A 12,318-nucleotide genomic window follows, 5' to 3' on the forward strand; every position below is an offset into this window, starting at 1 on the left:
GACGGGCCTGAACTCGCGCAGACAGCCCCGCCGACCCGCCGTCCTCAAACGCCGGACAGGGTCGGAAGTGAGCCCGTCCGGCGATTGAGGACACGAGGCGGACCACCCGCATGGACCGTCGTCGCGGGCGCCGCCCTCCCCCGCGGCGCACGATGGCTGCATGCCGACCTCTTGCCCGGCGGTGCGCGCCGCTTCCGCAGGCGCCCGTGCCGTCGCCCTCGTCGCCTCGGTCTCCGTGCTGCTGGCCGCCGCCGGCTGCTCCGACAGCGGCGACAAGGGCGGCACGGACCAGGACCGGGCCAAGGAACTCGCCACCCAGACGCTGAAGTGGCAGACGTGCCCGGCCCCCTCGGAGGCGGAGGGTGGCGGGACCCCGCCGTCGCCGCTACCCGGCGGCATCGCCTGGGAATGCTCCTTCATGGAGGCCCCGCTCGACTACGACAAGCCGGACGGCGAAACCGTCGAACTGGCCCTGATCCGCGCCAAGGCCCGTGATCCGAACAAGCGGATCGGCTCCCTCATCTTCAACTTCGGCGGGCCCGGCGGCTCCGGGGTCGCCAATCTGCCCGCCGCCGCTCCCGACTACACCGCCCTGCACGCCCGCTACGACCTCGTGAGCTTCGACCCGCGCGGGGTCGGCCGCAGCGCGGGCGTGGAGTGCGAGGACGACAAGCAGCTCGACGCGTACTACGAACAGGACGCGACGCCCGACGACGCCGCCGAGGAGAAGACCTTCACGAAGAGCCTGAAGTCCTTCGCCGAAGCCTGCAAGAAGCACTCCGGAGGCGAACTCCCGTACGTCGGGACCACCAACGCCGCCCGCGACATGGACCTGATGCGCCAGGTCCTGGGCGACAAGAAGCTCTACTACTTCGGCATCTCGTACGGCACCGAACTGGGCGGTGTCTACGCCCACTTGTATCCGTCGAACGTCGGCCGGGCCGTCTTCGACGCCGTCGTCGACCCGACGAAGAACTCCGAGCAGGGCGCCCTGGGCCAGACGAAGGGCTTCCAGCTCGCGCTCACCAACTTCGCCCAGGACTGCGTGAACCGCGGCGACAAGTGCCTGCTGCCCGGCTCCACACCGCAGGAGATCCAGAACTGGATCATCGCGCTCCTCCAGCAGCTCGACAAGAAGCCGATCCCCGGCAGCGGCGACCGGATGCTGACCCAGTCCCTGGCCACCGGCGGCATCGCGCAGGCTCTGTACTCCAAGGAGTACTGGAAGTATCTGGAGCAGGGGCTCGACGAAGCCGACGGCGGCAACGGCGCACTGCTGCTCGCACTCGCCGACGCGATGAACGGGCGCAGCGAGGACGGTGACTACAGCAATATCCAGGCAGCCAACGCGGCCATCAACTGCGTGGACTTCAAGGACCGTTACTCCCTGGAGCAGACAAAGGCGAAGCTGCCTCAGTTCCGGGCGGCCTCGCCTGTCTTCGGCGACTACCTGGGCTGGTCCCTGATGGGCTGCACCGAATGGCCGGTGCCCGGGGCCTGGTCCACGCCCGACGTCTCGGCTCCCGGTGCGCCGCCCATCGTCGTCATCGGCAACACCGGCGACCCGGCGACCCCGTACGAAGGCGCGAGGGCGATGGTCAACGCGCTCGGCAAGGGCGTCGGCGTGGAGCTCACATACAAGGGCCAGGGTCATGGCGCGTACGACAGCGGCAACAAGTGCGTACAGCAGGCCGTGAACGCGTATCTGCTGGACGGCAAGGTCCCCGCGAACGGCACGACGTGCACGTAGGCCCCCGGCAGCACCCCTCAGCAGCGTGAAGGGCCCCGGACCAGTACTGCGGTCCGGGGCCCATCGCACAAGGCTTGCGTCAGTAGATCGGCAAGTCAGGCCACTTGCAGCCTGACCTGCGCGTTCTCTGCGCCCTCAGCCTCCCTGGGCCGTGGTGGGGCCGTCATCCGCGTTCGGGCCGTCGTCGAAGACGCGGTTCACCGCCTCCCGAGTCCGCTTCTCGCTGATCGGCATCAGATGCGTGTACGTCCGCAGCGTGAAGCCCGGGTCGTGGTGCCCCAGGTACTCCGACACAGCTTTGACACTCTCGCCCGCGTCCAGCAGCACGGACGCGTAGAAGTGCCTCAGCGCATGCATGCCGTTCTCCCGTCCATACGGGATGCCCGCCGCGTCGAGCGCGGGGCGCCACGCGTGGCGGTTGAAGTCGTTGCGGTTCACCGGGCGCTCTCGGTCGCGGTAGAAAAGCATGGTGGCCGTGACCGGCGAGGCGTCGACCATCCTCCACGGCAGCGTCACGGCAGTCGGCGGATGCTGCGTGATGTGCTCCTCAAGCGATCGAGCGACGCTCTCCGGCAGCGGGACCGTGCGGGTCTTGCCCCCCTTGGGGAACGCGAACACCGGCCGGTTGCGGATGAGCTTGACCTGCCGAGCCACGTGAACCAACCCCTCGACGAAGTCCACGTCGTCGACTGCCAGTCCAAGCACCTCACCCTGCCGCATGCCACAGCCGCCGGCCAAGTCCACCATGGGCCGGTACTGTTCAGGCAGCGCCGAGCGCACCGCGAGCACGCGCTCTCGCGGCCAAGGAACGATCCGGCGAAGGTCGAGCTTTGGCGCACGCACGGACGACGAGCGGCAGGGGTTGTCGGGGATCAGACGGTCATCGACGGCCGCCGTGAGCATGGTGCCAAGATTCGCGAAGATCACTCGCTGATAGGCGGGCGCCACTCCCCCGTCCTGCAGCTTCCGCAGCCACTCGCGGATGTGCGTCGGCCGGAGCGAGCCCAGCGTGCGACTGCCCAGGTACGGCAGGACGTGCAGGCGGATGCGCTGCTCGGTGCCCACGAAGGTGCCGGGGTCCATGGTGAGCGACGCCAACCATCGTTCGGCGTGCTGTCGAACCGTGAGGCGACCGCCTTGCGGATCAATGTACTGGCCGCGAGACATGTCCGCCTCGATCTGCGTGAGCCATTGCTCAGCGAGCCGTTTCTGACGATCGGGGAAGCTCTTGGACTTCTCGGTGCCGTCGGGACCGATGTAGCGGGCGCGGTAGCGCAGACCGACGCCGTACCGCTGGGTCTTGACCTTGACGACCTTGCCGTTGGGTCCAGGCTCGGTCCGATACCAGCGGTCTTGGATGTGCCCGGCCATCAGGCAGCCTCCCCAAGCTGGGAGTCCACCCAGGCCCGCACGTCACCCGGATCGAAGCGCAGGTGCCGACCGACTCGGAATCCGCGAGGCCCGGTGCGCTTGCGCCGCCACTGGTAGACGGTCTCGACGCTGGGAAGCTCGAACATCTCGACCAGGTCCTCAGGGGTCAGGAACCGGTTCGGCAGCTCTGAGGCCATGGTCAGTACTCCCCTTCATTGGTGAGCTGGTCGAGTAGGACTTCGCGGGCGGTTTCTCGGTTGATGCGGATGTCTTCGGCGATGGATGCGGCCAGAGCGGATTCGCCGGGGGTGTGGCCGTTTCCGGCGTAGCGCCAGTCCGCGAGCACGAGCGTCGTGTCGGGTTCGGGCAGGCCGAGGGTTCGGCGTTGCTCGGCTGCGCGGTACTCGGCGCGGACCTGTCGGCGTTCGGTGAAGGTGGAGGAGTAGCGGCGTGACTTGGTCAGGAAGTGGCCGCGGAAGCCGAGCATGTGCGCCCAGGCCCACAGCTTGCGTTCGGGATAAAGGGCATCGATGTCCCAGCAGGCGCGAATGAGCCGCCGAGCATGGTCGGACACGTGGTGCTGGTCGAGTTCGGCGAGTTCGCCAATGCGGCGGTCGAGAGCGCCGGTGGACTCGGCTGCCTTGGTGGCGTACTTGGCGACGTAGGCGGCGACCTTCTGTTCGCTGATGTCGTCACCGTCGTCGAAGGCCTGGATCGGCCGGACGTCGAGTTTCTCGCCCCAGCACAGCGTGCGGGCAGGCTCATCTTCGGCAGCGGGCACGGTCACCGCGGTGTAGGGGTGCTCCCGCGCTTCGCGAATCGCCTGGGTCAGCAGGTCGAGCGTGGCCCACGTCGGGGGAAGGGTGTCGGGCCCATCGGGTCCGTCGATGCGGATGACGGCGTGGAAGTGGATCGCTCCGCGCTTTTGGAACTCGGCGACCTTGTTGAACGAGAGCCGGGCCGATTCCTTGAACGCCTTCTGGGTGAGTCCGGCGGCAGCGGCGAGTTCGCGGCGGAGCCGGTTGATGAACCGGTGCCACAGCTCGCCTGCGTGGTTGTTGAACAGCACCGCGCCCGCGTAGTCGTAGGTGGTCGGGTCGAGGGCGGTGCCGAGTGCAGGATCACCGTCCTGGTGGCGGGTGCCGCAGTGGCAGCGGCCGGTGTCGGGGCGGTTGTGGACCCGTCCGAAGGACGGGGCGGTGATGGTGGCGAAGACGCGGGGGCGTTCGCGGACGGCGGTGGGGATGTTCATGGCGGTGTCACCGGACAGGCCCGCGCGCACGAGGCGGTAGGCGTCTCCGGCGTAGAGGTAGGCGCAGGGCTGGCAGCGGGAGGCGCGGCGGTTGCCGCAGGCGATGCGGAGCCGGCCGCCGGGTTCGTCCTGGGTGGAGTAGGTGTGCAGGATCTGCCCGGTGGTCTTGTCGCGGGTGAGGGACCAGCCGGTGAGGTGGATGGGCTGGGCGCAGCCGCCGGTCTTGCGGATCTGTTCTTGCCAGCGGTCGAAGTCGGGGGCCGAAGCCACCCTGAGCAGGTCGCCCAGGGTGGTCGGATCCAGCGTGTCAGGCACTGGCGACCTCCAGCGCATCGGCGAGGGGCGGGGAGGCGAGAAGGCCGGGCGGCGGGGTCCACAGGCCACGCGCACCGGGCCAGGGCAGCGGCCGGGCAAGCGGGACGACAGTGGTCAGTCGCCAGTGGTAGCGGCCGCGGGCGGACCACAGGGTGCAGTAGCCGTCATCGGGGTGGCAGTCGTCGAGCAGGGCGACGGCGACGATCGCGCCTTTGGGCTGCGGGCGGCGCAGGAACGGACGGGACAGCGGCACCTCGTGCGCGTTCGGGTCGAGGGTGCGTCCGGCGTGGATGAGGACCAGGCCGCGGTGGTCGGTGGGCCAGTCCCGGTTCTCGATCCGCTTGGTGGCGTAGGCGATGGCGCTTGCCCAGGGCTGCCAGATCGTCAGCGCCAGGACAGGCGCCGTGTCGAATTCGCGGGCATGGGGCTGGGGCATCAGAGCACCTCCAGGAGGGCGGAGGCGATCCATTGGGCGACGTTGGCGGGCACAGCGTTTCCGGCCTGCTTGGTCTGCTCGCCCCCGTGGCCGGTCACGGTGTAGTCGTCGGTGAAGCGCTGGGCGCGCAGGTGTTCGCGGGCGGACAGCATGCGGAAGTAGCAGTCCTCCACCTCGATGTCTTCGGGGGTGGGGTCGGCGCCGAGGACCACGCCTGCTGACTCGCGGGTGGCGATGGTGTGCAGGGGGGTTCCGGTCGTGGTCGGGCCGCCCTTGCGGTAGGGGATGACGAGGCCGTGGTGGTTGCCCCCGGCGGTGATCGCGGCCAGCGGGTCGCCGATTCCCCGTGTGGTGGAGCCGCCGCCGCGGTGCTCGGTGATGAACGGACCGGGCCACAGCAGGGCTTCGCTCTCACGGGTGGTGCGGGTCCGCATCGGCACGGTGACAGCGGCGGCGTCGGTGTTCCAGCTGCCGCCGACCGGGACCAGCATCGGCGGGATGGCGATCCCGTCACCGATCCGCACCGTGCAGGTCGGCAGAGGGGCCGCGAGCGCGGGAAACGCACGGCCGTCGCCCTGATCGGAGTGGTTGACCGTGACCACGGACGGCACCCGGTGCTTCTCCAGCCCGAGCCGGATCTTGCGCAGGGTGGACGCGGCCAGAGGCTTCATGCCCTGGGTGGGCCGCTCCCCGATCCGGATACCGGGATCGGCCCAGTTGATCGCGGAGGCGGCGGGCCGCACGTAGGGTTCGACGATCCGGTGGCGGCAACGAGTGTTGGGGCAGCGGAAGTCGTACTGCTGCCGGTACTTGCCGATCTTCCGGCCGTTGCGCCAGGACTGGACCGCTAATGCGTCTCGTTCGCAGATGGGGCACCAGGCGGGCGGCCGGACATCGAGGTTAGGTGCCCGCAGCTCCCTGCGCGTGAAGACGATGAAGATGCGGTCCCGCCACTGCGGGGCGTGCGGGTTGCCATCGGCGCCGATGTGAGCGGCGGTGACCGACACGATCTGGTGGCGAAAGCCCAGGATCTCCCAGGCGTGCAGCCACCAGGAGAACAGCGGCCACGCGGTGGCGAAGCGGGGGACGTTCTCGCACACCACGGCGTCGAAGTGGTGGACCTCGGCGGCGCGCAGGATGTCGTAGGCGGTGGCCCTGGTGCGCTCCCACGCCGCGTCCTGGATCGGTCCTTCCTCGAGCAGGTCCAGTTGGCCGGGGGTGGGCGGGGGCTTGGGACGGCTGACGCCGTCGGCGGGGCTGCCCTCGGTGCAGATCGGGGAACCGACCAGGACCCGGGCCTTCGGCAGACGCCGCATGTCGTAGTGGTCCAGATCCACGCAGAGGTGTTCGGCCTCGGGGAAGTTGGCCGCATGCGTCTCGACCGCACGTGCCCAGTGGTTGGCACCCAGCACCACATCGAAGCCGGCCCGGCGGAACCCGTCGGAATCCCCGCCCGCACCGCAGAACAGATGGATGGACGTGGCGCGGGAAGTGGCGGATCGGCGCATCACCGCAGTGCCTCCCGCCCGGACGAGACCACAACCAGCTGGCGGACGTTCACGGTCGGGCGGCGGGTGGTGACGAGCCAGCGGGGCGCGTGGCCGGTGCCGTGGCAGGCCGGGCAGACAACGGACAGCGTGGTGCGGGTGCCGTCCAGGTTGCGGCTGCCGGTGGTGACGGCGACAACAGGGAAGCCGTCGCAGTCCGGGCAGATCCGCGCGGTCGACAGCGGGCGGTCGGGCATGATGGAGATTCCTTCCGGTTGAGAGATCGGACAGGGGCACGGCCGTCCGGGCGGCGGATGCTTGGCGGTATCGGAGCCGCCCGGAGGGCCGGTCAGCGCTGGTTGCTCATGAGAGAGCGGATCACCACGGCCAGCAGCGCGAGTGATCCCGCGGTGATGGCGATGGCAAGGAACATCGACGTGAGCACCGCACCCGTGACCACCACACCGCCCACGACCGCGAGCGGCTTGCTCTTGACCAGCTCCACGACCGCGCTGGTGCGCGTCACCGGCACGGCAGTCGACGAGAGCGAGGGAGCCTCGCCCTGCTGAGCGGGAACGACGGCATGCGTGGTTGGGATGTAGGTGTCGGGGACCGGGTACTTGGGCTTGAACATGGCGGATCTTCCTTTCGGGTCAGGTCACTTGCCGGTCTTGTCGATGACATCGACACCGGTTTTGGTGCCGGATTCGATGGCGGGGGCGAGGAAGGTGTCGGCGAGGAGGAAGCCGCCGAGGAGGAGCACGACGATCAGCCAGGTCGGCGGACGCCTGAGCTTGATCCCGAAGTAGCCGACGAGGGCGACCACAAGGATCAGGGGCAGTTCGACGGTCACGACGGGTCAGTCCCTTCGGTGATCTGGTGGGCAATGGCGTCCGCCAGCTGCGGAGCAACACCAAGACGGGCGCGCAGCGTTGCGGGGTCGATCGGGCTGCCGGTGGCGGTGCGGTGGGCGTCGGCGACCTTGCGTGCGTGAGCCAGCAGCGCGGCAGGCACCGTGACGGCGGGCGGCAGGGCCGGAACCGGCTCGGTCTCGGTAGTCGGGACCGGGGCAGGCACGTCACGAGTGACGGCGATGTCTGCAGCCGGTTCGGCAGTCCGTACGGTCTCGGTGCGCGGTTGGGCGGGGGTGTGGACGAGCAGGGTGCCGCCGAGGAAGGCGAGGGCGGGCCAGCCGGCCACGAGGATCCGCAGCCAGGCAGGCACGGCCGTCAGGTCGAGCAGGCCCGCGGTCGCGACGTTCGCACCGAGCGATGCAGCCAGGGCAACGGCAAACCAGGTCCACGCGGCACGGACCGCCCCTCCGGTACTGCGGAGGATGCGCAGGCGTCGCCAGGCAGCGACCAGGAGCAGGTCCACGCTGATGGGGTAGGCCCACGCTTTCCAGCCGTCCTGTCCGGCAGCGGCAGCGATGTCATGCAGGTGGGCGAAGGACAGCGCACCGGCGATCACCGCTTGGATGAGTACGGCATCGGGGTGGATCGAGCGGGTCACGGGTCTTCACCTCCTTCAAGGGGGTTGAGGGCCGGGGCCGGGCGGGGCTCACAGGTCCTGCCGCCCGGTCCCAGCGGGTCAGTAGGTGCCGGGGCAGGTGTGACCGGGAGGCGGGTAGAGGCCGTGGGTGCGCTGTTCGGCCTCGGTGGACAGGGCACCGCAGACCAGGTGGGCGAACTGTTCATCCGCATCCGGGGTGATCAGGTAGCCGACCGCGAGGATCGTCAGTGCGTGGGTGAGCTTGGCGTCCAGGGCGTGAGGACACATGACGGTCGCTCCTTTACGGAGTCGGGGCCTGGCCGGTACCGAAGCAGGTCAGGCACAGGGCTTCCTGCCGGTCGGTGCTCTCGCGCTTGCTGCGGCCGCCGACCTTGAAGGACTCGGAGACCTGACCGGTCTGGCAGTCCGGACACGGCGCGGCCTCGGGAGCGGCCTTGGGCTTGGCCGTTCGGCGGGTGGTGCGCTTCGCTGCGGTCACGGGGCTTTCTCCTTTCGGGCATGGCAGGGGTAGGGACCTGGCGCGAGACGGTCACGCCAACCGGAATGGAGCGGGGAACTACGGAGTGCTTGGAGCCGCCATCGGCACGGCCGCAGAGGCGGGGACCGCGGGCTGTGGGCGGAACGGGTCCAGGGCCGGGATGTGCGGGGTCAGGTGCGCGAACTCGCGGCACACCGCGGCGACTTCACCCAACGTGGTCTTCGGGGTGCGGATGCGGGACCAGCCACCCGAGGAGTCGCCCGCGATGGCAGTACCGGCCCGCTCAGGAGCGATGTTCGTAGCCGCCACGACCGCGAGTTCGTTGACGTCGCCCAGGCCCATATCGGCGGTCTGCTTGTCGTTGCAGCGATGCACCACACGGCCAGTCAGCTGAGCCCGCAGGGCAGTTGCACCCTTGCCGAGCTCCGAGCCGAAGCGCTGCCCGCACACCTCCAGATAGATCCCCACCGCACGAGCCAGCTGCGCCAGACGCACGAATTGGGTGACCATGTGGTCCCGCCGGGCAGCGTCCGCCCTGGAGGTGATCAGGAACAGCTCGGCGATCTCATCGATCAACACCACGATCGGGACCGGACGCAGCTTCTTCGGCAGGCCCCAGACGTCCGAGGTGATGTCCTCCAGCGGGGTGCCCGGGGTGATGCCCTGGTGCAGGCACAGCAGGTCGAAACGCTCTTCCATCTCCACGACCAGGGCATCCAGCAGCCCATCGGCCTGATCGGGAGTGATGGCCAGTGCGGAGAGACGTGGGGCGAACGAGCCCTGTTCCACGCCGCGTTTGCAGTCGATGCCCACGATGGCGACGTCCAGCGGTGCGAGACCCTTGATCAGGCAGCGTTGGTACATCGACTTGCCCGACTTGTTCGCACCCAGTGTGAGGGAGTGCGGGATGTCCTGGTAGTCACGGACGTAGGGCAGTCCGTCTTCCCGCAGGGCAACCGTGACGGACAGAGAGCCGATGGGCAGCCGGCGCGGCATTCGCACACGGGCCAGGACGTCGAAGCCGGTCAGCCGCAGGTCCACCACACCGGGTTTGATCTCAGCGACGTGCACCGAGTAGATGCCCCAAGCGTGCCGCAGCCGCTCAGCCGACTTGACCACGTCTTCCGGAGCCAGGCCCGCAGCCAGCCGCAAGCGCAGCCTAAGCCCCGTGGTGGTGGGGCGGATTCCCCGGATTTTGGGGATTCCGGGGCGGGTCACCGTGTCGCTGGTGGACAGCTTGTGGGCGAACACCCGCCACCACGGCGGAGTGACCGTGAGCTCACAGGCCTCCATGGTCCGGCGGTAGGAGGACAGGACCCGGTACAGCGCGGCCGGAAGACCGAACAGCATCCAGTACACGGCGGGAGCCTTGACCCGAACGATGAGCGCGAAGACGGCTAACGCGCCTATGCACAGCAGCAGTTCCGTCACGGCGATCAGCCCTGACCGTTCGCAGCCGCCGGAACCTCCGCGGCCATCACCGCGGTGGCCTTGAAGCTGATGCCGTGCCCGAACTCGTTCTCCCACTTGGTGGCGTACAGACCGGGCAGAGCCACCGGCATACCGGGGATCAGGTCCGGCTGAATACCGTCCTCGGTAACGACGACGGTCACTGCATCCGGCCGGCCGTCCACGATCACGGCGACGTTCACGTTGTACTGAACCTGGCCGGACTGCTTGTCGATCGCGATCTCACCGGTCTTCTGGTTCTTGACCTTCTTCTCCGGAGCCTGGATGAGCATCAGCGTCATGGCTTCAGTTTTCAGAGGCATCCTGCGCATGATGGAACTCCCTTTCAGGGGATTGGGAGGGCGGCGAACTACTTGGCGGTTGGGCGTCGCCCTCTCGGCTTCTCATGACTGGAGCGTCATGAGTCATGTTGCTATATAGCAGACTAGAGCACAAGGGGTAGTGCGCAATAGAGTGCGCTAGATCTTGGCGCTCGATACCCTCGGTCCATGACCGTTGCTGCCCACGATCCGAGGCCCAAGAAGGTGCAGATCGCCGACGCGTTGCGCACCGAGATCACAGACGCCCGACTTCCGACAGGACATCGCCTTGCATCACTTCGCGATCTCGCCGAGAGGTTCGAGGTCACGACGGTCACCATTGGCAACGCGCTCCAGATCCTCATGGACGAAGGGTTGATCACGTCCGTGCCCACAAGGGGGTACTTCGTACAGACGCCTCCGATCGACGCTGACGAAGCGACCGGGCCTGTTAAGCGGGACGAGATCAACGCAATCAACTCCGAGATCCGAGAACTTGCCGCCCGAGTAGCCGAGTTGGAGAAGCGAGCTGGCCAGAAGGGCAGCGCCTGACTGGTGACCCACCATGCGCGCTACGTGACCCTGCAACTAGTGACAGGCCTGGTGTCACTGGGGGACAGCCCTGGTGCCAACCCCCTGTCACCCCCCGTGTCACCGGTCTCCGGGATGCCAGACTCGAAGCAGGCACCCCGATAGGAGGGCACATGAGCGACGACCGTCCGGCATGGGCGCGACGTATCGCGGCGGAGCGAGAGGCACGACAGTGGTCACAAGCTGAGGCCGTGGCCGCCCTGCGAGCACACGCCCCGAAGCGGCTGCCTGAGGGCGCGAACATGGTCCGGCAGTGGAAGCGCTGGGAGTCCGGCGAAGTCACGCCGAGCGAGTTCTACCAGCCGATCATTGCGGCAACCTTCGGCACGGTGACCCACGCGATCTTCCCGGTCACCAGCCGACGAGACGGAAACGCCGAGATCATCGCGGCCAGCGGCATGGAAACGCTCGACATCATCAGCCGCTTGCAGGCTTCCGACGTCGACAGCGCCACTCTGGACGCTCTGCGGATCACCACTGATCGGCTGTGCTCTGAGTATCCGCATCTGCCGAGCGGCCAGCTGGCGATGGAGGGACGACAATGGCTCAAGCGTGTGGCCGGCCTCCAGGCACAGCGGCTCACCCTTGCCCAGCACCGCGAGGTACTCACGCTCTCTGGATGGCTCGCCCTCTTGATCGGATGCGTCGAGTACGACATGGGGGACCGAGGAGCCGCCGAGAGCACGCGCCGCGCCGCGCTGTCGCTCGCCAACGAGGCGGGCAACTCGGAGATCGCCGGTTGGGCTCATGAAATGCGCGCATGGTTCGCTCTGACCACCGGCGACTACCGCGGCATCCTTGCCGCTGCACAGGCAGGCACAGACGCCGCACCGAGTCACGGTGTGGCTGTCCAGCTCGCAGCGCAGGAAGCCAAGGGATGGGCCCGAGTCGGCGATCGTCGACAGGCTGAAGTTGCGCTCGACCGCGGTCGGAAGTTGCTCGAAGGGATGCCATATCCCGAGAACCTTGATCACCACTTTGTGGTGGACCCGGCGAAGTTCGACTTCTACGCAATGGACTGCTATCGACTCCTCGGAGAGGACCGCTTCGCGGAGAACCTTGCTCACGAGGTTATCCGCGCGGGGACGGACTTCGACGGAACCGAGCGCGCACCGATGAGGATGGCAGAAGCTCGGATCACTCTCGGGGTAGTTGCGGCTCGACAGGGCGACTTGGACCAAGCCGTGAACTACGGAGCATGGGCGCTCAAGGGCGATCGGCAGTCCTTGCCGTCGCTCCTCATGGTCAGCCGAGAGCTAGCCGCGATCGTCAACCGTGACTACGCCAGCGAAGCATCGGGCCGCGACTACTTGGATCACCTGAACACGCTCAGCCGCGCCAGCTGAGTCACTGCCGA

16 protein-coding genes are annotated in these 12,318 nt (G+C 68.1%); 3 read left to right on the plus strand and 13 right to left on the minus strand.

Translation table 11 applies throughout. The features are described from left to right. Nucleotides 1-160 precede the first annotated feature (160 nt). Nucleotides 161-1,750 (plus strand): alpha/beta hydrolase, encoded by a 1,590-nt coding sequence (locus tag OG729_RS13600; RefSeq protein ID WP_405806234.1) that lies wholly within the window; start codon nt 161-163, stop codon nt 1,748-1,750. Nucleotides 1,751-1,885: 135 nt separating this feature from the next. On the opposite strand, the gene OG729_RS13605 is transcribed toward OG729_RS13600, so the two are convergent. From OG729_RS13605 to OG729_RS13665, 13 genes are all read right to left on the minus strand, one after another. After that, nucleotides 1,886-3,121, minus strand: coding sequence for a tyrosine-type recombinase/integrase (locus tag OG729_RS13605; protein WP_405806236.1), 1,236 nt, complete (start codon nt 3,119-3,121; stop codon nt 1,886-1,888). Next, a complete protein-coding gene (locus OG729_RS13610; protein ID WP_175289943.1) occupies nt 3,121-3,318 on the minus strand; it encodes an AlpA family transcriptional regulator in 198 nt (65 codons plus the stop codon). Before OG729_RS13610 ends, OG729_RS13605 begins: the two co-directional genes overlap by 1 nt. Before the next feature lie 2 nt (nt 3,319-3,320). Further along, nucleotides 3,321-4,688, minus strand: a complete 1,368-nt coding sequence (gene repSA / locus OG729_RS13615) for a replication initiator protein RepSA (protein WP_405806237.1) — start codon at nt 4,686-4,688, stop codon at nt 3,321-3,323. Continuing rightward, nucleotides 4,681-5,124, minus strand: coding sequence for a hypothetical protein (locus tag OG729_RS13620; RefSeq protein WP_405806238.1), 444 nt, complete (start codon nt 5,122-5,124; stop codon nt 4,681-4,683). Before OG729_RS13620 ends, repSA begins: the two co-directional genes overlap by 8 nt. Continuing rightward, nucleotides 5,124-6,632, minus strand: a complete 1,509-nt coding sequence (locus OG729_RS13625) for a DNA cytosine methyltransferase (protein ID WP_405806240.1) — start codon at nt 6,630-6,632, stop codon at nt 5,124-5,126. The genes OG729_RS13620 and OG729_RS13625 overlap by 1 nt, the downstream gene beginning before the upstream one ends. After that, nucleotides 6,632-6,868 carry a hypothetical protein gene (locus OG729_RS13630; protein ID WP_405806241.1) on the minus strand — a complete coding sequence of 79 codons (237 nt, stop codon included), beginning with the start codon at nt 6,866-6,868 and terminating at the stop codon, nt 6,632-6,634. The genes OG729_RS13625 and OG729_RS13630 overlap by 1 nt, the downstream gene beginning before the upstream one ends. 92 nt (nt 6,869-6,960) lie before the next feature. Further along, the gene (locus OG729_RS13635; RefSeq protein ID WP_405806243.1) at nt 6,961-7,245 is read right to left on the minus strand and encodes a SpdD protein; all 285 of its coding nucleotides are present in this window, start codon (nt 7,243-7,245) and stop codon (nt 6,961-6,963) included. 24 nt (nt 7,246-7,269) lie between these two features. After that, the gene (locus OG729_RS13640; RefSeq protein ID WP_405806245.1) at nt 7,270-7,464 is read right to left on the minus strand and encodes a hypothetical protein; all 195 of its coding nucleotides are present in this window, start codon (nt 7,462-7,464) and stop codon (nt 7,270-7,272) included. Further along, entirely contained in the window at nt 7,461-8,123 is a 663-nt protein-coding gene (locus tag OG729_RS13645; RefSeq protein ID WP_405806247.1) for a DUF2637 domain-containing protein, read from the minus strand. Before OG729_RS13645 ends, OG729_RS13640 begins: the two co-directional genes overlap by 4 nt. 78 nt (nt 8,124-8,201) lie before the next feature. Then, nucleotides 8,202-8,390 (minus strand): hypothetical protein, encoded by a 189-nt coding sequence (locus OG729_RS13650; protein WP_405806249.1) that lies wholly within the window; start codon nt 8,388-8,390, stop codon nt 8,202-8,204. A gap of 13 nt (nt 8,391-8,403) precedes the next feature. Continuing rightward, a complete protein-coding gene (locus OG729_RS13655) occupies nt 8,404-8,601 on the minus strand; it encodes a hypothetical protein (RefSeq protein ID WP_405806250.1) in 198 nt (65 codons plus the stop codon). A gap of 78 nt (nt 8,602-8,679) precedes the next feature. After that, nucleotides 8,680-10,038: an FtsK/SpoIIIE domain-containing protein gene (locus tag OG729_RS13660; protein ID WP_405811123.1), complete on the minus strand. Its 1,359-nt coding sequence runs from the start codon at nt 10,036-10,038 to the stop codon at nt 8,680-8,682. Further along, nucleotides 10,038-10,373: a hypothetical protein gene (locus tag OG729_RS13665; protein WP_405806252.1), complete on the minus strand. Its 336-nt coding sequence runs from the start codon at nt 10,371-10,373 to the stop codon at nt 10,038-10,040. Before OG729_RS13665 ends, OG729_RS13660 begins: the two co-directional genes overlap by 1 nt. Nucleotides 10,374-10,559: 186 nt before the next feature. On the opposite strand from OG729_RS13665, the gene OG729_RS13670 reads away from it, so the two are divergent. Both OG729_RS13670 and OG729_RS13675 read left to right on the plus strand, forming a co-directional pair. After that, complete coding sequence (locus OG729_RS13670; RefSeq protein WP_405806253.1) at nt 10,560-10,922, plus strand: GntR family transcriptional regulator; 363 nt, start codon at nt 10,560-10,562, stop codon at nt 10,920-10,922. A 152-nt stretch (nt 10,923-11,074) separates the two neighbouring features. Then, entirely contained in the window at nt 11,075-12,307 is a 1,233-nt protein-coding gene (locus OG729_RS13675; protein WP_405806254.1) for a multiprotein-bridging factor 1 family protein, read from the plus strand. The last annotated feature ends 11 nt before the right edge of the window (nt 12,308-12,318 follow it).

Source organism: Streptomyces sp. NBC_00210 (assembly GCF_045160975.1).
Taxonomy (GTDB): Bacteria; Actinomycetota; Actinomycetes; order Streptomycetales; family Streptomycetaceae; genus Streptomyces.

Excerpts from the sequence above, each read along its gene's own strand:
- OG729_RS13600 (WP_405806234.1), top strand. The coding sequence starts at position 161 with ATGCCGACCTCTTGCCCGGCGGTGCGCGCCGCTTCCGCAGGCGCCCGT.
- OG729_RS13605 (WP_405806236.1), bottom strand. The coding sequence starts at position 3,121 with ATGGCCGGGCACATCCAAGACCGCTGGTATCGGACCGAGCCTGGACCC.
- OG729_RS13610 (WP_175289943.1), bottom strand. The coding sequence starts at position 3,318 with ATGGCCTCAGAGCTGCCGAACCGGTTCCTGACCCCTGAGGACCTGGTC.
- OG729_RS13620 (WP_405806238.1), bottom strand. The coding sequence starts at position 5,124 with ATGCCCCAGCCCCATGCCCGCGAATTCGACACGGCGCCTGTCCTGGCG.
- OG729_RS13625 (WP_405806240.1), bottom strand. The coding sequence starts at position 6,632 with ATGCGCCGATCCGCCACTTCCCGCGCCACGTCCATCCATCTGTTCTGC.
- OG729_RS13630 (WP_405806241.1), bottom strand. The coding sequence starts at position 6,868 with ATGCCCGACCGCCCGCTGTCGACCGCGCGGATCTGCCCGGACTGCGAC.
- OG729_RS13635 (WP_405806243.1), bottom strand. The coding sequence starts at position 7,245 with ATGTTCAAGCCCAAGTACCCGGTCCCCGACACCTACATCCCAACCACG.
- OG729_RS13650 (WP_405806249.1), bottom strand. The coding sequence starts at position 8,390 with ATGTGTCCTCACGCCCTGGACGCCAAGCTCACCCACGCACTGACGATC.
- OG729_RS13665 (WP_405806252.1), bottom strand. The coding sequence starts at position 10,373 with ATGCCTCTGAAAACTGAAGCCATGACGCTGATGCTCATCCAGGCTCCG.
- OG729_RS13670 (WP_405806253.1), top strand. The coding sequence starts at position 10,560 with ATGACCGTTGCTGCCCACGATCCGAGGCCCAAGAAGGTGCAGATCGCC.
- OG729_RS13675 (WP_405806254.1), top strand. The coding sequence starts at position 11,075 with ATGAGCGACGACCGTCCGGCATGGGCGCGACGTATCGCGGCGGAGCGA.